Annotated in this window: 18 protein-coding genes; 4 read left to right on the plus strand and 14 right to left on the minus strand. The window is 60.2% G+C overall.

Features of this window, described 5'->3' with window-relative positions; translation table 11 throughout:
• Positions 1-27: 27 nt before the first annotated feature.
• Entirely contained in the window at positions 28-1,029 is a 1,002-nt protein-coding gene (mltG, locus tag AMM33_RS03970; RefSeq protein ID WP_194945227.1) for an endolytic transglycosylase MltG, read from the minus strand.
• Between the two features lie 70 nt (positions 1,030-1,099).
• Here mltG and AMM33_RS03975 point away from each other — a divergent pair, with 70 nt between their 5' ends.
• The gene (locus tag AMM33_RS03975) at positions 1,100-2,056 is read left to right on the plus strand and encodes a CAF17-like 4Fe-4S cluster assembly/insertion protein YgfZ (protein ID WP_090139038.1); all 957 of its coding nucleotides are present in this window, start codon (positions 1,100-1,102) and stop codon (positions 2,054-2,056) included.
• Between the two features lie 27 nt (positions 2,057-2,083).
• Here the strand turns inward: AMM33_RS03975 and AMM33_RS03980 are convergent, their stop codons facing one another.
• Both AMM33_RS03980 and AMM33_RS03985 read right to left on the minus strand, forming a co-directional pair.
• Positions 2,084-2,941, minus strand: coding sequence for a YbgC/FadM family acyl-CoA thioesterase (locus AMM33_RS03980; protein WP_090139040.1), 858 nt, complete (start codon positions 2,939-2,941; stop codon positions 2,084-2,086).
• 4 nt (positions 2,942-2,945) lie between these two features.
• On the minus strand, positions 2,946-3,908 hold the full coding sequence (locus AMM33_RS03985) for an alpha/beta hydrolase (RefSeq protein WP_090139042.1): 963 nt from the start codon (positions 3,906-3,908) through the stop codon (positions 2,946-2,948).
• Positions 3,909-4,093: 185 nt separating this feature from the next.
• Here AMM33_RS03985 and AMM33_RS03990 point away from each other — a divergent pair, with 185 nt between their 5' ends.
• Positions 4,094-5,230 carry an iron-containing alcohol dehydrogenase gene (locus tag AMM33_RS03990; protein ID WP_090139044.1) on the plus strand — a complete coding sequence of 379 codons (1,137 nt, stop codon included), beginning with the start codon at positions 4,094-4,096 and terminating at the stop codon, positions 5,228-5,230.
• A gap of 50 nt (positions 5,231-5,280) precedes the next feature.
• Complete coding sequence (locus tag AMM33_RS22345) at positions 5,281-5,517, plus strand: hypothetical protein (protein WP_090139045.1); 237 nt, start codon at positions 5,281-5,283, stop codon at positions 5,515-5,517.
• Positions 5,518-5,573: 56 nt separating this feature from the next.
• Here the strand turns inward: AMM33_RS22345 and AMM33_RS04000 are convergent, their stop codons facing one another.
• The 8 genes from AMM33_RS04000 to AMM33_RS04035 all read right to left on the minus strand — a co-directional run bounded on the left by AMM33_RS04000 (position 5,574) and on the right by AMM33_RS04035 (position 12,626).
• A complete protein-coding gene (locus AMM33_RS04000) occupies positions 5,574-6,431 on the minus strand; it encodes a tetratricopeptide repeat protein (RefSeq protein WP_228767947.1) in 858 nt (285 codons plus the stop codon).
• A gap of 263 nt (positions 6,432-6,694) precedes the next feature.
• Complete coding sequence (locus tag AMM33_RS04005) at positions 6,695-7,189, minus strand: TfoX/Sxy family protein (RefSeq protein ID WP_090139049.1); 495 nt, start codon at positions 7,187-7,189, stop codon at positions 6,695-6,697.
• Positions 7,190-7,202: 13 nt separating this feature from the next.
• Positions 7,203-8,156, minus strand: a complete 954-nt coding sequence (locus AMM33_RS04010) for an oxygen-dependent tRNA uridine(34) hydroxylase TrhO (protein ID WP_228767948.1) — start codon at positions 8,154-8,156, stop codon at positions 7,203-7,205.
• Between the two features lie 28 nt (positions 8,157-8,184).
• A complete protein-coding gene (locus AMM33_RS04015; protein ID WP_090139053.1) occupies positions 8,185-8,472 on the minus strand; it encodes a DUF1330 domain-containing protein in 288 nt (95 codons plus the stop codon).
• Between the two features lie 9 nt (positions 8,473-8,481).
• Positions 8,482-9,579: a patatin-like phospholipase domain-containing protein gene (locus tag AMM33_RS04020; RefSeq protein ID WP_090139055.1), complete on the minus strand. Its 1,098-nt coding sequence runs from the start codon at positions 9,577-9,579 to the stop codon at positions 8,482-8,484.
• Between the two features lie 27 nt (positions 9,580-9,606).
• Complete coding sequence (locus AMM33_RS04025) at positions 9,607-9,987, minus strand: type II toxin-antitoxin system VapC family toxin (protein WP_090139058.1); 381 nt, start codon at positions 9,985-9,987, stop codon at positions 9,607-9,609.
• On the minus strand, positions 9,984-10,187 hold the full coding sequence (locus AMM33_RS04030) for a type II toxin-antitoxin system VapB family antitoxin (RefSeq protein ID WP_053176160.1): 204 nt from the start codon (positions 10,185-10,187) through the stop codon (positions 9,984-9,986). The genes AMM33_RS04025 and AMM33_RS04030 overlap by 4 nt, the downstream gene beginning before the upstream one ends.
• Positions 10,188-10,262: 75 nt before the next feature.
• The gene (locus AMM33_RS04035) at positions 10,263-12,626 is read right to left on the minus strand and encodes a Tex family protein (protein WP_090139060.1); all 2,364 of its coding nucleotides are present in this window, start codon (positions 12,624-12,626) and stop codon (positions 10,263-10,265) included.
• Between the two features lie 258 nt (positions 12,627-12,884).
• On the opposite strand from AMM33_RS04035, the gene AMM33_RS04040 reads away from it, so the two are divergent.
• Positions 12,885-13,289: a hypothetical protein gene (locus AMM33_RS04040; RefSeq protein WP_194945228.1), complete on the plus strand. Its 405-nt coding sequence runs from the start codon at positions 12,885-12,887 to the stop codon at positions 13,287-13,289.
• Positions 13,290-13,318: 29 nt separating this feature from the next.
• Here AMM33_RS04040 and AMM33_RS04045 read toward each other — a convergent pair whose 3' ends face one another.
• The 3 genes from AMM33_RS04045 to AMM33_RS04055 are packed head-to-tail and all read right to left on the minus strand — an operon-like array spanning position 13,319 to position 16,190.
• A complete protein-coding gene (locus AMM33_RS04045; protein ID WP_090139064.1) occupies positions 13,319-14,230 on the minus strand; it encodes an SDR family oxidoreductase in 912 nt (303 codons plus the stop codon).
• A complete protein-coding gene (locus tag AMM33_RS04050) occupies positions 14,227-15,162 on the minus strand; it encodes a glutathione S-transferase family protein (protein WP_090139066.1) in 936 nt (311 codons plus the stop codon). Before AMM33_RS04050 ends, AMM33_RS04045 begins: the two co-directional genes overlap by 4 nt.
• An 11-nt stretch (positions 15,163-15,173) precedes the next feature.
• Positions 15,174-16,190 (minus strand): NADP-dependent oxidoreductase, encoded by a 1,017-nt coding sequence (locus tag AMM33_RS04055; protein ID WP_090139068.1) that lies wholly within the window; start codon positions 16,188-16,190, stop codon positions 15,174-15,176.
• Between the last annotated feature and the right edge of the window lie 12 nt (positions 16,191-16,202).

Below are 16,202 nucleotides of genomic sequence, written 5' to 3' on the forward strand. Positions count from 1 at the left end.
GAAGCCGCAGGCCGGGCTGAACGCCGATCACTGCCCGCGCTGGTAGCGGTTCACAGCCCGGTTGTGTTCGTCCAACGTGGCACTGAAATGGCTGCTGCCATCGCCCTTGGCCACAAAGTAAATGGCGGACGTTTTGGCCGGTTGCACCGCAGCCAGCAAGGATGCCTTGCCCGGCATGGCAATGGGCGTGGGCGGCAGACCGGCCCGGGTGTAGGTGTTCCAGGGGTTGTCGGTCGTCAGGTGCACCCGGCGCAAATTGCCGTCAAAAGCTTCACCCAAGCCATAAATCACCGTCGGGTCGGTTTGCAGGCGCATGCCAATGCGCAAGCGGTTGTTGAACACCCCCGAAATCTGCGCCCGGTCTTGCGCCTTGCCGGTTTCCTTTTCGACGATGCTCGCCAAAATCAGCGCCTGCTCGGGCGACTGCAAGGCAGCGCCGGGTTGCCGAGCTTCCCAGGCTTGTTGAAGCTGTTTGTCCATGGCTTTCATGGCCCGCTGCAACACCGCCAGGTCGCTGGTGCCTTTGGCGTACGAATAGGTGTCCGGGTAAAAACGCCCTTCCGGGGCCACGCCGGGGCGGCCCAGTTGGGCCATCAAGGCCTCGTCAGACAGGGCGCGGCTGTCTGGGCGCAGGTTTTCGGCTTTGGCCAAAGCCTGGCGCACTTGTCGCCAGTTCCAGCCTTCCACCACCGTCACGGTGCGCAGGCTTTCCTCGCCCCTAACCAGCATGCTCAACAAACGTTGGGGCGAAGTGCCCGGTGCAATTTCATAGCTGCCCGCACGCATCTGGCGCGACTGGCCCGACAAGCGAAACCACGCGAACAAGAGCGTGGGCGAAGTTTGGGCCCCCGCATCGGCCACGGCTTGCGCGATGCCTTTGGCCGAAGTACCCGGTTCGATGGACAAATCCAGCGTGGCCTGGCGGGTGTCGATGGGTTGGTGCAGCCACCAGAAAGCGCCACCCAGCAGGCCCAAGGCCACAAGCAACAGGCTGGCCAACCACTTCATCAAGCCTTTGAGCACGGCCATGTCCTTGTTCGGGTGTTGAAAACGTGGGGGGATGATAATTCACGTCCTTGCCAGACGACCGAGCCGCGACATGAACACCCCTGCAGATTTCAGCCCTCAGCTTCAAACCCTCTTGAACGGCATCAGCCCCCTGCCCCACTTGGGCGTGATCCAGGCCCAGGGCGAGGACGCGGCAAACTTTTTGCACAACCAGCTGAGCAACGATGTGCTGCTTTTGCCCGTGGGCCAATCGCGCCTGGCGGCCTTTTGCTCGGCCAAAGGCCGCATGCAGGCCAGCTTCATCCTGGTCAAAACCGCGTCCGACACCGCCCTGCTGGTCTTGAGCCAAGACTTGCTGGCCCAGACCCTCAAGCGCCTGTCCATGTTTGTGTTGCGGGCCAAAGTCAAGATGAGCGACGCTAGCGGCCAGTGGCAACTGCGCGGCTTGCTGGGCGACAGCGCCCGGGCCGCAGTGGGCGCAGCCGCCCCTTGGCAGACCCAGGTCCTGGACGGGGCGCACGCGGTGGCGCTTTATCCTGCCGTGCTGGGCGAGTCCCCAATTCCCCGCGCTTTGTGGATCGCCCCGGCTGGCCATTCGCTGCCTGCAGGTGTAGACGTGCCCAGCGACGTATGGACCTGGGCCGAAGCGATGAGCGGCGTGACCCTGGTCAGCCAGCCCGTGTTCGAGGCTTTTGTGCCGCAAATGCTCAATTACGAGTCCGTAGGCGGCGTGAACTTCAAAAAAGGCTGCTACCCCGGGCAGGAAGTGGTCGCCCGCAGCCAGTTTCGCGGCACGCTCAAGCGCCGCACGGCGCGGGTGCACAGCCCTGTGGCCTTGAAGGCCGGGCAAGACATTTTCACGCCCACCGACCCCGAGCAGCCCTGCGCCACCGTGGTGCTGTGTGCTGCGCGTCCGGACGGTCAGGGCTTTGATGCGCTGGTGAGCGGCACGACCGAGAGCATGCAAACAGGCTGGCGTGTGGGCGGTTCAGAGGGCGAAGCTTTGGAGATTTTGGTCCTGCCCTACGCCCTGCTGGCCGACATTTGAGTCTTTGAAGGTGCTTGCCGCGCAGTCTCAAAGCTTGCGCACCATCTCGATGTGCGCAATCCCCGCATCTTCAAAAATCGCCCCATGCGGCTCATAACCTGAACGTTTGTAGAAGCCTTCGGCGCTGCATTGGGCGTGCAAGATCACCTCTTTGTCGCCCCGGTGCTGCGCCGCGTCCATCAGGGCGTGCAGCACGCGGCGGCCCAGATCGCTGCCGCGCATCTGCTTTTTGACGGCCATGCGGCCAATGCGGGATACACCGGGCGCGTGCTGAATCAAGCGGCCTGTGGCCAGGCATAGGCCCATGCGGTTCAGGGCCACGGCGTGCAAGGCGGTGTCGTCTTCGTGGTCCAACTCCAATTCGACAGGCACTTTTTGCTCCACCACAAACACCTCGTGGCGCAGCGGGCTGGCGTGTTTCTGGAAATCGTGCCACGAGCCCACATGCACCTGCACCATGTCTTCGCCGCGCTCAAAGCCTTCGAGCATGTCGCGCAAGGGTGCTGGGATGGGCTGGCTCTTTTTGGCCACCGGGTCGGCATACACATAGACCATCTCGCTGCTGATCAGCAGTTCATCGCCCCGGAAAATCGCCCCCGCAAACGTCATGGACGAGTTGCCCACCCGGTCGCAGCGCATGCACACGTCCAGAAAATCGTCCATCTCGGCGCTGGCGTGGTACTCCAGGCTGGCTTTTTTGACGAACAAATCGCCGCCCAGTTGGTGCATGGTTTCGGCGTAAGGCATGGCCAGTTGCCGCCAGTATTCGGTGACGGCGGTGTCGAAATACATGAGGTAGTGACCGTTGAAGACGATCTTTTGCATGTCCACCTCCACCCAGCGCACGCGCATGCGGTGAGACAAACGGAAATCTTGGCGTTTCATGGTTTCAACTTTCAAAAGCGTGTTGCAAAGCCCGGCCCGCATCGGCATGCGCTTGCAGGGCATCGGGAATGGCGCGGCCCATGGTGATGAAACCGTGGACCACACCTTTGTAAATCTCCAGATCGACCGGCACACCCGCCATGCGAAGGGTGTCGGCGTACTGCACGCCCTCGTCCACAAGCGGGTCGCATTCGGCCAGGCCTATCCAGGCGGAGGCCAGACCTGCATGGTCGGGTGCGTTCATCGGGGCAAAGCGCCAATCGTCGCGGTCGGCTTCGTCGATGTAGTTGGCAAAAAACCAGTCCACCGTGGTCTTGTCGAGCATGAAGCCTTCTGCAAAGGTGTGGTGCGAAGCGGTGTCTTGATGGGCGATGCAGCCGGGGTAAAACAGCAGCTGCAGGCGCAGGGGCAGGCCCGCATCACGGGCCATCAGGGCGCACACGGCGGCCAAGGTGCCGCCTGCACTGTCGCCGCCCACGGCCAATCGGGTCGTGTCCAGCCCCAGGGTCTGGCCGTGTTGATGCAACCAGTTCAGGGCGTCCCAGCTGTCGTGCACCGCCATTGGAAAGCGGTGCTCGGGCGCCAGCCGGTAGTCCAGCGACACCACGGCGCAGTGCCCTTGGCGCGAGAGTTGGCGGCAGAGCACGTCGTGGGTGGTGAGGCTGCCCACGCTGAAGCCCCCGCCATGGATGTACAGCAGCACGGGCAAGGCGAGCTCGCTGCGCGGGGCATACAGTCGGGCCGGCATGCTGTGGCCATCGCGGGCTGGCAAGGTGATGTCTTCCACCCGGTCCACCTGTGGGGCGGGCTGCAGGTCGAGCATGGGCCCGCCAATGTCGTAAAACTCACGCGCCTGTAGTGGTGTCATGACCGCCATCGGGGGGCGGCCTGCGCGTTCAACGCGCTCGATCAGGCTGCGTGTGGCGGCATTCAACAACGATCTGGGGTTGGTATGGTGGCTGCTCATGGGTGTGTGGTTGTCGATGCCCTCAGGGCTGGGCGGCAGGGGCCTATTTAAACAAGGGGCTAACAAGGGTGACAGCCTCGGCGTGTCACCAATGCCTTCCTGCATCAAAATGGGCTTTGATCGTACAACGCCCTGCCCCGCTGTTCTGTCACTTCCGAACCGGGGCACCAGATTGGAGTCTTCGCATGTCCTTTATCAACTACGTCACCCAAATCCAGATCGACTTTGGCGCCGTGAAGCTGCTCCAGGCCGAGTGCGAGCGCGTGGGCATCCACAAACCCCTGATCGTGACCGACGCAGGCGTCAAAGCCGCTGGCGTGTTGCAAAAAGCGCTCGACGCCCTGCCGGGCCTGCCCGTCACCGTGTTTGACCAAACCCCCTCCAACCCGACCGAGGCGGCGGTTCGCGCCGCAGCGGCCATGTACAAGGCCAGCGGCTGCGACGGCCTGATCGCGGTGGGCGGCGGCTCGGCCATCGACTGCGCCAAAGGCGTGGCGATTGCCGTGAGCCACGAAGGCCCGCTCAAAACCTATGCCACCATCGAAGGCGGCTCGCTCAAGATCACCGACCGCGTGGCCCCCATCATCGCCGTGCCCACCACCAGCGGCACCGGCAGCGAAGTGGCCAGGGGCGCGATTTTGATTCTGGACGACGGGCGCAAAGTCGGTTTCCACTCCTGGTTCATCGTGCCCAAAGCGGCCATTTGCGACCCCGAACTGACTTTAGGCCTCCCGCCCATCCTGACGGCTGCGACCGGCATGGACGCGGTCGCGCACTGCATGGAAACCTTCATGGCAGCGCCCTTCAACCCGCCCGCAGACGGCATCGCGCTCGACGGCCTGGGCCGTGGTTGGGCCCACATCGAACGCGCCACGGTCAACGGCCAAGACCGCGAAGCCCGTCTGAACATGATGAGCGCCAGCATGCAAGGCGCCATGGCTTTTCAAAAAGGCTTGGGCTGCGTGCACTCGCTCAGCCACAGCCTGGGCGGCGTGAACCCGCGTCTGCACCACGGCACTTTGAACGCCATGTTTTTGCCCGCGGTGGTGAAGTTCAACGCGGCGGCTGAAAGCGTGCAAAAAGAAAACCGCCTGAACCGCATGGCCCAGGCCATGGGTCTGCAAAGCGGCTCAGACATCCCCGATGCCATCCGGGACATGTGCGCCCGCTTGGGGCTGCCCACGGGCTTGGGCGCCATGGGCGTGACCGAGGGTCTGTTTGACGCCGTCATCACCGGGGCGCTGGCCGACCATTGCCACAAAACCAACCCGCGCATCGCCTCGGCGGATGAATACCGGGACATGTTGTTGAGCAGTTTGTGAACTCCCCCCTCTCTAACTTTCGACAGTCATTGATCTGGTAAAGTTCCTTCATGCAACGAATCACAGGCCCATACAACGGTTACTTTATCGTGGCGAAGGCATTCCGCATTGGCAATGCGTGGATGGGTGAGGCACAAATTTTCCCAAATCGTCCGGAGAGCTTTGACGACACCAATTGGGTCGCGAAGCTCGGAGGCGATTGGAGTAACGCCCTCTCTGAACTAGACGCTATTGAGAACGCAGAGAGGGTCAGCCGAGAGAGAATTGAGCAGTTTCCACCAACCTAGTTATTTTTCGATCAAGCCACTGGCACTAAATCCAGTGCGTTCTGCTCTGATGTGATTTATTGAAGTAACCAGATAGGCCCGTGAGAGTCAAAACAGGCATTGCGCACCGCTTCGGCTCTGAGGTTGCTCATCAGTTGCAACTCGCCCCACTTATTTATCTGAAATACTGCGGTAGTGTCTAAGACTTTCGTTGAGGTGTGCACGGAGTCTGTTATCCGAACCTCTCCCTCGCGCTCTTTAACAGTTGTCTCAATCCACGCGTTATCCTTGTCTGCTGTGGCCAATCGCGCATACAACAGATTAATCAGTGGTAAGTGATGTCCATTTTTTTTGGGTGCGTTGCAATCGATACTAAAGCTGCGAACCATCCGCTCTGCTTTTGCCGACTCAAAATGGACGCGCTTTCGGTAGTCCTTTTCCAACCTTGCGATATACATCAAATTAGATGGGTTAATCCATTCGACCGCCTCTTTGCGACTTTGTGGGACGCCGCGACCTCGGTTATACATGGCCCCAATCACTTCTTGTGCTTTTGTATTTCCCTGCATAGCGGCGCGCCTTAACCACTTAACCCCCTCTTTGTCATCTTGATTGGTGCCGCGCCCATTAATATATGCGAATCCCAAATTAGTTTGAGCCCATGCAGTTCCCTGCTCTGCAGCTGATCTATACCATTTAAAGGCTTCAAAAAAATCTTTATTGACGCCTTGTCCGAGTTCATACATCAGTCCCAGGTTAGCTTGAGCCTCAGAATTTCCCTGCTCAGCAAGCGGTTTTAACAAACTGAAGGCCGAGACGTAGTCTTTTTCGCTGAGTTTTTTCTCGGCGGCAGAAAGCGATTCGGTCGAGGTTGTGCTTTGCCCAAAAACTGGAAAGCAAAGGCAAAGCGCAATCACTATTGCGGCGGATGCCAAGGATGTCGTTCTTAGTGGTGAGTTCATGGCAATGTTTGAAGTTGATCTTGACCCCGTATCACAGATGGGTAAGCGTCGTGTACCCGAATCTTAAACGCTGCAATCAGACGCAGGCGTTTGCGAATCCGGCAAAATTCCTTCAACAAAGAGCATCTGACAAAAAAGCTAGAGGAAACTCCCCCTCCTCTGGACTGTTGCAATGAACCAATGGTTTTTTTGATTTGGTCGCCTGGGACGGAATCGAACCATCGACACGCGGATTTTCAACCCGACTTGCGTTCCGCGTCCAAATCGAACGGGGTGTCGAATCCACCCAACACCAGTTGGTCATCACCCGCCTTGACGATCGTCTTGGCGGCATTGGCCCCACCCGTGCGTGTGTCGGTGAATCTCTTTTTTTGACGTGACTTGGCCTTTTCTCTCGCCTGCACCTTGGCCAAATGTGCGCGCAAAGCAGCGTCCCAAGACGAACGTGACCACCGCACCGCCTCTTGTGGGTCGTCAAACACCGCATCCGGCGCGGCCCAATACGACAGCGCCACGTCTTTGCCCTTCATCGGGTAAGTGAAGGACGTGAGGCCCAGGGCTTCAAAGTCGGGGCGATTTTGGTCGTCCACCTTCAAGTAAAGCTGCTGGTTCATCACGATGGCGAACATCATGCCCTCGTGGTACAGGCCGTGGCCGCCAAACATGCGGCGGGCCGACACGGTGCCCCAGCCTTCGAGCAACTCCTGCACAAAGGGGATGAAGTCGCTCATGACAGCGGCGGTTTCAAGGTGCGTCGTGGCCGGGCATCTTGGCGCCCACATGCAACTCGCCCCGGGCCTCGGCCAGCTCCACCTGGCGCTGGCGTTCGGCCAGTTTGACCTTTTGCTCGGGTGTGCGCTGGTCGTGGCAGTGGTCACAGCTCACGCCCAGCACGTAGTTTGGCGACTGCTTGTCCTGCTCGCTCAAGGGCCAGCGGCAGGAACGGCACAGCTCATGGCTGCCGACGCCAAGGCCGTGGCCCACGCTCACGCGCTCGTCAAACACAAAGCACTCGCCTTCCCAAGTACTTTGCTCGGGCGGGATTTCTTCTAGGTATTTAAGAATGCCGCCTTCGAGGTGGTAGACCTCGTCAAAGCCGCGCATCTTCATCAACGCGGTGGATTTTTCACAGCGGATGCCACCTGTGCAGAACATGGCCACTTTGGTCTTTTTGGCGGCATCGCCCTGCAAATGGGGCTGCGCATCCAGCCAGGCGGGCAGCTGCACAAAATTCTTGAGGTTCGGGTTGACCGCGCCCTTGAAGGTGCCAATGGCCACCTCGTAGTCGTTGCGCGTGTCGATCACGACCACATCCGGGTCGGCCAGCAAGGCGTTCCAGTCAGCGGGTTTGACGTACTGGCCCACAGTCTTGTTCGGGTCCAACTCGGGCACGCGCAAAGTCACAATCTCTTTTTTGAGCTTGACCTTCATGCGGGTGAAAGGCGGCTTGGGGCTCCAGGACTCTTTGTGCACCAAGCTGGCCAGGCGCGGATCGGCCCGCAAAAACGCCAGCACGGCACGGATGCCGTTTTCAGGTCCGGCAATCGTGCCGTTGATGCCCTCGTGGGCCAAGAGCAAGGTGCCCTTGACTTCGTTGTCTTCGCAACAGGCTTGCAAAGGGGCTTGGAGAGCCTCGAAGTCGGGCAAATCGACAAATTTGTAGAGGGCGGCGGTGAGAAAAAGGGGTTCGGTTGACATGCCGTGATTATCCACTTTGTTAAAAGGGTCATGCCGCATAAGTGGTCAAAACCACATCAGCAGCATCTTGGCGCAGCGGAATAAGCGCTTGGTAGGCGGCAGACGCGTGCCAGCCTTGTGCATCATCCAAAAAAGGGAAACGGATCACCACGATGTCAGGGTGCGGGTTAACGCCCGAAAACGATTGAACCTGTTCACCCCGAAACAAGAGCTCTCCGCCAAAAGGCAGCAAGGTCGCCAAGACCTGCGATCGGTATTGGGCCCATTTTTCGGGATTCTTAACGGTCATTTGACCGACGACATAGGCTTGAGACATGCGCAATCCTTACAAAGGCTGAACGATTGAAGAAGTTGGATTTTGCAACCAGTCGCTGAACTCATCCGCCATCTGCTGCGCCGCGCTGGCAGCAGCATTCCACACCTTCACCCGCCCCGCCAAATCGCGATCGTAGGTCATGAAGTCCTTGCGGTCGGGCAATTTGCCGTTCGGCAGGGTTTTGACCCATTCAGGATTGGGGGCCAACACGATGGTGCTGTCCAGAAACGGCGTTGCGCCGTGTCGCCACTTGAGGGCTTTGTCGAGCCAGCCGGGCACCACGTTTTGCTGAAAGTGTGGGTACAGCACGATGGCGCGTTCGGGGCCTTTGCCTGCAACCTCATCCGGCGCAGTCCAGTTCAGGTGCAGGTGATAGTCGGTGATGCCGCCGTCCCAGTACGCGCCAGTGGGTGCGCCGGGGATGTCGTGCACAGCTTTCAGCGCAAACGGGATGGAGCAGCTGGCTTGCAGCGCGGGCATGAAGTTGCCTTCGGTCAGGCCCACGGCGCGGGTGCGAAAGTCTTGGGCGTCAAACGGCAAAGCCGCGCCCAGCCCTGAAAACACCACCCGCTCCAGCCAGCCGCCCAAGGCCCTGCGGTGCACGGCGTTGCTCAAAAATGCTCCCGCATAGCCCAGTGGCGTGCCCAAAGGGTGTTCGCGGTGCAGGATATGCCGCCCGCGTGAGGTGACGATGTGCAGACGGTAACGGGGATGGTTCAATACCTCAGGTATGCGGCTGCCGTAAAAGGCCTGCAGGCTTTGGCCAAACGCATCGCTCACCTGCTCGGCGCTCACGCGCTTTTTGCCCGGCAGCGGTTCGTAGTGCTGGTGGATGTAATCGTGCTCCAGCCGCTCAAACGCCGCCACCGAACCATTCAGGCAAGCGGTAGCCATGCGCCAGGCACCAATCGATGCACCCACCAGGTCCACAGGCTGCGTGCTTTGGCTCAACCACTCGCCAAAAATGAAGCGATCGAGCGGCCCCAGGATCAGGCCTTTGGGGCCACCGGCAGCGCCCGGAATCACGCCAATGTGCTCGGGCCGCAGACCATTTTCTCGGATGTGGGCCAGGGCCTTGGGGCCGGCGTGGATGTGAAGGGCTTGCATGGTGGGGTCAGTGGCTCACGGTGGTGTTCAGTGCACGGGGCTGCGGTAGGCGCGGCCCAAGCGCTCAGCCAGAGCATCGAGGCGGTGGTCAAGCGACCACAGCTCAGCACCCTCGCTCAGGCAGGTGGCGGCCAAGAGTTGCAAGTCAATCCAGCCGCAACCGCGCCCAAAAAGCTGTTCGCGCTCCATGAAATCCAGCATCTCCGGCAAGCTGGCTTGTTGAGCAGCTTGCAGCGATGCCAGATCTGCCAGCGTTTGAGCACGCCGGGGCGGCGTGCCGCAAGCGATTTCGCCCAGGATGCAGGGATGGATCAACACACGATCCTGCACCAGCAACTGCACCAAGGCCTCATTGCCGCGCCTGAAATGGTCCACCCACACTGAGGTGTCCACCAAAACTGGCGTCATGCGGGCAAGTCCTGCGCACGTCGAGGAATGTCGGGCATATCGACTTGGGTACCGCCCAGTGCGGCCAGACGTTTGGCCGCTTGCGTGCGGACAAAGGCCTTGATGGCCTCGCGAAACAAATCGGCCTTGTCCATGGACGGGTCGGCCACTTCCAAAGCCCTTTGGTAGAGCTGGTCGTCAATGGTCACGGTGGTTCGCATCACAGGCTCCAATCATCAAATAAGGTGCAATTATGCATCTCGGTGGATGACTTGGAGGGGTCAGAGTGAAGGCGCTTATTTCTTCAAGCCCTGCAGCTTGGCAAATGCGCTGGCCATGGCAGAGCCTGCTCCGGCTGCGGGGGGCGAGGTGTAACCACCGCCGCCGCCACGCTGGCGGTTGTCCCGCCCTGCCCCTTCAAACTTGTTGTCACGGGGGCCATCGCGTCTGGCAGGCGCGGCGTCGAGTTTCATGGTCAAGCTGATGCGCTTGCGGGCCACGTCGACTTCGAGCACCTTCACTTTGACAATGTCGCCGGTCTTGACCACCTCGCGGGCATCGGTCACGAATTTGTTGGCAAGCTGGCTCACATGGACCAATCCGTCCTGGTGTACGCCCAAATCAACAAAAGCGCCAAACTGGGCCACGTTGCTCACGGTGCCCTCCAAGGTCATGCCCTCTTTCAGGTCTTTGATGTCTTCCACGCCGTCCGCCAGACGCGCCACTTTGAAGTCGGGTCGCGGGTCGCGGCCGGGTTTTTCCAACTCGCCCAAGATGTCTTTGATGGTGATGGCACCAAATTTGTCGTTCGCAAACAGCTCTGGCTTGAGGGTTTTGAGCACATCGCTGCGGCCCATGATTTCTTGAATGGGCTTGGCGGTTTTGACAATGATCTGCTCAACCACCGGGTAGGTTTCGGGGTGCACGCCCGTCATGTCCAGCGGGTTGTCACCGCCACGAATGCGCAAAAAGCCCGCACTTTGCTCGAAAGTCTTGGCCCCCAAGCCGGTCACTTTGAGCAAATCCTGGCGGGTCTTGAACACGCCATTGGCATCACGCCAGCGCACCACCGACTTGGCCACGCTGGCCGACAAACCCGACACGCGGGTGAGCAGCGGCACACTGGCCGTGTTCAGGTCCACGCCCACCGAGTTCACGCAGTCTTCCACGACCGCGTCCAGCGTTTTGGCCAGCTCGCTCTGGTTCACGTCGTGCTGGTACTGGCCCACACCAATCGCTTTGGGGTCGATCTTGACCAGCTCAGACAGCGGGTCTTGCAGGCGGCGGGCAATGGATGCCGCGCCGCGCAGGCTCACGTCCACATCGGGCATTTCTTGACTGGCGAATTCGCTGGCCGAGTACACCGAAGCGCCCGCCTCACTGACCACCACTTTCTGAATCTCGACGCCATCGCGCAGGCGAGCCAGTTGCTTGATCAGATCCCCCGCCAATTTGTCCGTCTCGCGGCTGGCCGTGCCGTTGCCAATCGCGATCAGGTTGACGTTGTGCTTTTCGCAGAGCTTGGCCAGGGTGAAGAGCGAGCCTTCCCAGTCCTTGCGGGGCTCGTGTGGGTACACCGTGGAGGTGTCGACCAATTTGCCGGTGGCATCCACCACGGCCACTTTCACGCCCGTGCGGATGCCCGGGTCCAGGCCCATGACCACGCGCGGGCCTGCGGGCGCGGCCAGCAACAGGTCGCGCAGGTTGTCGCTGAAGACTTTGATGGCGACTTTTTCGGCCTCTTCGCGCAGGCGTGCAAACAAATCACGCTCGGTGGACAGGCTCAATTTCACACGCCAAGTCCAGGCCACACATTTGCGGATCAGGTCATCCGAGGGGCGGGCCGCATGGCTCCAGCCCAGGTGCATGGCAATCTTGCCTTCGGCGATGCTGGGTTTGCCGGGTTCAGGCTCCACGGGCAGCACCAGTTTGGCGTCGAGTATTTCCAAAGCGCGACCGCGAAACACAGCCAAAGCGCGGTGCGAAGGCACGCGGCCAATCGGCTCGTCGTAATCAAAGTAATCGCGGAACTTGGACACATCGGCGTTGTTCTCGTCTTTGCCGTCGGCCAGTTTGCTTTTGAACAGGCCCTCGTTCCAGAGCCATTCGCGCAGGGCTTGCACCAGCGAAGCGTCTTCGGCCCAGCGCTCGCTCAGCAAATCGCGCACGCCGTCGAGCACGGCTGCCGTGGTGGTGAAGTCGGCCCCTTCAATCGCGCCTGCAGGCAGCACAAAGGCAGCGGCTTCGGCATGCGGGTCAAGGCGTGGGTCGGCAAACAGCTTGTCGGCCAGCGGCTCCAGCCCGGCCTCGCGGGCGATCATGCCCTTGGTGCGGCGCTTGGGCTTGAAGGGTAGATACAGGTCTTCCAGCTCTTGTTTGGTGGGTGCCGCGTCGATGGCGGCCAGCAACTCGGGCGTCATCTTGCCCTGCTCGGTGATGCTCTTGATCACGGCTGCGCGACGGTCTTCCAGCTCGCGCAAATAGCCCAAACGCGACTCCAGCTCGCGCAGCTGGATGTCATCCAGGCCGCCCGTGACTTCTTTGCGGTAACGGGCGATGAAAGGGACGGTGGCGCCACCGTCCAGCAATTCCACGGCGGTTTTGACTTGGTCAGGGCGGATTCGGATTTCTGCGGCCAGTTGGGCCAGGATTTTTTGCATGCTTTGTGATCGTGTACAGGGCGAAACTGGCGAGTTTGCCACAAGGCTGAAAGGCATGACCTCTCAGGCATGGCCGATCTGCTCCAGGCTGTTTCTTAAATTTATTTTAAAAAATGATTCTATAAATTATAAATAATTCACTTGAAACCTTAATTTTTCTAAAAAGAGAAAATCTACAATATTGACAATGAATTTGAATTAACAAATAATGGCAACTGTTAGCGATTTTGGTGGAAATCGCAATAAGGGTCACTAAAAATGAAAATTCAAAGCAATGCGAAGACAAAATTTCTAAAGGCTATCCGGGGAGGTTCTCTTCTGCTGTCTGTTGTTGCACTGAGCGCTTGTCAAACCATGACCGTGGAACAAAGCGACCAAGCCAGTCATCCCACATTCACCCCGCTGTCCGTAGAGCAGCGGATCATGAACACCGTCTCGATCAAATGGGATGTCCGCGCAGACGCAGCAGAGTTCTGCGCCAAAAGCATGCGGATTCGCTCTTTGCAACCAGGCCGTGAACTAGCGTTCATCACACCGCCCATGGCTTGTGCCATTTGGTATGTGCCTGGCAAGGAATGCACGGTGATCACCAGCAACAAGGTGTCACATGCGGTGCTGGGTCATGAAGTACGCCACTGCTTTGAGGGGCACTTTCACCGCTGACTGAACGTTCAGGGCTTTCGCCCCTGCACTCAGGCGCTGGCTTGGCGCAAGGCCTTGCGCAGCCCCTCGCCCACTTCGGGGCGTGCCGCAAAGGGGTCGGGCGGATTGATGCCTTGAACAATCGCCACCATGCGGCTTTGCACGTTGCCCAGCGCCTGCGGGTGACTGTAGATGTAGAACTGGTCTTTGGCGACCGCATCAAACACCTTTTGCGCCACATCGGCAGCCGACACTTTGCCGCTTCCAACCGCTTTATCGCTTTGCGCTTGGCCGATCAACTGGCTGGCTGTCGGCTTGTCAGCGGCGAGGTCCGCAGGACGGTTGCGGTGGCTCTGGCTGATGCCCGTAGGGACAAAGTAAGGACACAAAACGCTGGCGCTGACCTGGTCAGACACCAGCTGCAAGTCTTGGTAGAGGGTTTCCGTCAAAGACACGACAGCGTGTTTGCTCACGTTGTAAATGCCCATGTTGGGGGGGGTGAGCAAACCGGCCATGCTGGCGGTGTTGACGATGTGGCCTTGGTAGGCCGGATCGGCCTTGGCGGCTTCGAGCATCATGGGGGTGAACAGGCGCACGCCGTGCACCACGCCCCAGAGGTTGACGCCCAGCACCCATTCCCAGTCGGCTACCGAGTTTTCCCAAACCAGGCCCCCTGCCCCCACGCCCGCGTTGTTGAACACGAAATGTGGTGCGCCAAAACGAGCCTTCACGTCGGCAGCCAACTGCTCCATGGCCGCCGCATTCGACACATCCACCTTGCGCGCCAGCACCTGAGCGCCTTGGGCGGTCATCTCGGCTTCGGCTTTGTCCAGTGCGTCTTGCTGCACGTCCACCAGCACCAGGTTCATGCCCAGCTTGGCGCCGATGCGGGCGCACTCCAGCCCGAAGCCCGAACCCGCTCCGGTCAGCACAGCGGTTTTGCCTTGGAAGTTCTCGATCATGGGGAAACCTTTTTGAGTGTGAACCCGACACGCGGGAAATGGACATGGACGGTGCCCGCACGGTCATCGGTGCGGCGCAGGGTGTAACGGGTGCGGGTGGCCGCGATCAGCTCGCCCTCGGTGGGCTCCAGGCCAAAGTTGTCGGCCGCGATCACCACCGCACTGCCCAGCGCGATGCCGTGATCGTCCTGAAACACCTCAGTGGGCACAGGCGCAGGCGTGGCGCTGCGGGCCACATGCAAAGCTTCCTCGGCGCTGCATTTGCCGGGCTTGCCGTGCCCGATAGCCTGCATGCGGGCCATCCAGGCTGGGATATCGGGCGTGGCGTCAAAAATGCTGGCCAATACTGGCGTGCGTTCTTGCGTGAACCACAGCGGGTGGTAGACCGCAAAATCGGCCACACAAGGCTGGTCGCCGAACAAAAAGTCTTGCCCGTGCAGCATGTTGGCGATGCGCCGCAGATAACTTTTGTACGTGCCAGTGGCGTCGGCAGACGCCATGCGGGCCGCGCCGCCGCGCATGGCGGTGCGGTCGGCCACAAAGGCCTGCACGCCCTCAGCAGGCGCACCTGCAAAGACTTGCGCCACGCCAGCAGGCTGAAAATTGTAGGCCATGGCGGCGGTGAACAAGGCGCTGTCGGCCCACTGCGCCACGATCCTGGCAGCACCCTTCACGGCGTCTGGATAGATCGTTGGCGTGGGGGCCAGCTGCTCCAGCACATCGCAAATGAGTGCCGTGTCGCAGTAAATGTCCGCACCGATCTGCAGCACCGGCGTTTTGCGGTAACCGCCCGTGAGCGCCGTCAGGTCGGGCTTGGGCATGATCATCGGGATGAACACGCTCTTCCAGGCCAGTTGCTTGAGGCCCAGAATCAGGCGGACCTTTTCTGCAAACGGCGACGTGGGGTAATGGTGCAGGATCAGATCGGACATGGGGCCTGGCCTCAGATCAGTTTGACCAGCTGCTTGCCAAAGTTCTTGCCTTTGAGCAGACCCAAGAAGGCCTCGGGCGCAGCGGCCAGGCCTTGCGCCACGGATTCGCGAGGGCGCAAGGTGCCCGTGCCGACCAGGGTGCCGAGTTCTTGCAGGGCTTCGGGCCAGACTTCCATGTGCTCGCTGACGATGAAGCCTTCGATCTTCATGCGGTTGACCAGAATGAGCGCCGGGTTGGCCATGGGCAGGGGCGCGCCATCGTAGCCGGCGATCATGCCGCACACCGCAATGCGGGCGAACGCGTTGGTGCGCAGCATCACCGCGTCAAGCACCATGCCACCCACGTTTTCAAAGTGACCGTCGATGCCGTTCGGGCAGGCTTCGCGCAGCGCCTTGGACAGGCTCAGGTAATCCTTGTGCTCCTTGTAGTCGATGCAGGCGTCAAAGCCCAGCTCCTTGACCACGTAGTCACACTTGTCTTTGCCGCCTGCAATGCCGACCACGCGGCAGCCGCGGGCCTTGGCCAATGCGCCATAAGCACTGCCCACCGCACCGCTGGCGGCGCTCACGGTCACGGTCTCGCCTGCTTTGGGGTTGATGATCTTGACCAGGCCGTACCAGGCGGTCACGCCGGGCATGCCCACAGCGCCCAGGTAGTGCGACAGCGGCACATGGGTGGTGTCGACCTTGCGCAGCGCGCCGATCACATTGGCATCCACCACGCTGTATTCCTGCCAGCCACCCATACCCACCACTTGGTCACCGGCTTTGAACTTGGGGTGCAGGCTTTCGACCACCTCACCGACAGTGCCGCCAATCATGACTTGACCCAGGGGCTGGGGCACAGCGTAGCTCTTGCTCTCGTTCATGCGGCCACGCATGTAGGGGTCCAGGCTCATGTAGTGGTGTTTGACCAGCACTTGACCTTCTTGCAAGGCAGGAATGGGAGCTTCGACCAGTTTGAAGTTGGCCACAGTGGCTTCGCCTTGAGGACGGTTGTCGAGCACGATTTGGTGATTGAGTGTCATCTGTTTTCCGTT

It is taken from the genome of Limnohabitans sp. DM1, from assembly GCF_001269385.1.
Classification (GTDB): Bacteria; Pseudomonadota; Gammaproteobacteria; order Burkholderiales; family Burkholderiaceae_C; genus Limnohabitans_A.

What these genes read in the sequence shown, in the direction of transcription:
- mltG (WP_194945227.1), bottom strand. Translation starts at nt 1,029, where the DNA reads ATGGCCGTGCTCAAAGGCTTGATGAAGTGGTTGGCCAGCCTGTTGCTT.
- AMM33_RS03975 (WP_090139038.1), top strand. Translation starts at nt 1,100, where the DNA reads ATGAACACCCCTGCAGATTTCAGCCCTCAGCTTCAAACCCTCTTGAAC.
- AMM33_RS03980 (WP_090139040.1), bottom strand. Translation starts at nt 2,941, where the DNA reads ATGAAACGCCAAGATTTCCGTTTGTCTCACCGCATGCGCGTGCGCTGG.
- AMM33_RS03985 (WP_090139042.1), bottom strand. Translation starts at nt 3,908, where the DNA reads ATGAGCAGCCACCATACCAACCCCAGATCGTTGTTGAATGCCGCCACA.
- AMM33_RS03990 (WP_090139044.1), top strand. Translation starts at nt 4,094, where the DNA reads ATGTCCTTTATCAACTACGTCACCCAAATCCAGATCGACTTTGGCGCC.
- AMM33_RS22345 (WP_090139045.1), top strand. Translation starts at nt 5,281, where the DNA reads ATGCAACGAATCACAGGCCCATACAACGGTTACTTTATCGTGGCGAAG.
- AMM33_RS04005 (WP_090139049.1), bottom strand. Translation starts at nt 7,189, where the DNA reads ATGAGCGACTTCATCCCCTTTGTGCAGGAGTTGCTCGAAGGCTGGGGC.
- AMM33_RS04010 (WP_228767948.1), bottom strand. Translation starts at nt 8,156, where the DNA reads ATGTCAACCGAACCCCTTTTTCTCACCGCCGCCCTCTACAAATTTGTC.
- AMM33_RS04015 (WP_090139053.1), bottom strand. Translation starts at nt 8,472, where the DNA reads ATGTCTCAAGCCTATGTCGTCGGTCAAATGACCGTTAAGAATCCCGAA.
- AMM33_RS04020 (WP_090139055.1), bottom strand. Translation starts at nt 9,579, where the DNA reads ATGCAAGCCCTTCACATCCACGCCGGCCCCAAGGCCCTGGCCCACATC.
- AMM33_RS04025 (WP_090139058.1), bottom strand. Translation starts at nt 9,987, where the DNA reads ATGACGCCAGTTTTGGTGGACACCTCAGTGTGGGTGGACCATTTCAGG.
- AMM33_RS04030 (WP_053176160.1), bottom strand. Translation starts at nt 10,187, where the DNA reads ATGCGAACCACCGTGACCATTGACGACCAGCTCTACCAAAGGGCTTTG.
- AMM33_RS04035 (WP_090139060.1), bottom strand. Translation starts at nt 12,626, where the DNA reads ATGCAAAAAATCCTGGCCCAACTGGCCGCAGAAATCCGAATCCGCCCT.
- AMM33_RS04040 (WP_194945228.1), top strand. Translation starts at nt 12,885, where the DNA reads ATGAAAATTCAAAGCAATGCGAAGACAAAATTTCTAAAGGCTATCCGG.
- AMM33_RS04045 (WP_090139064.1), bottom strand. Translation starts at nt 14,230, where the DNA reads ATGATCGAGAACTTCCAAGGCAAAACCGCTGTGCTGACCGGAGCGGGT.
- AMM33_RS04050 (WP_090139066.1), bottom strand. Translation starts at nt 15,162, where the DNA reads ATGTCCGATCTGATCCTGCACCATTACCCCACGTCGCCGTTTGCAGAA.
- AMM33_RS04055 (WP_090139068.1), bottom strand. Translation starts at nt 16,190, where the DNA reads ATGACACTCAATCACCAAATCGTGCTCGACAACCGTCCTCAAGGCGAA.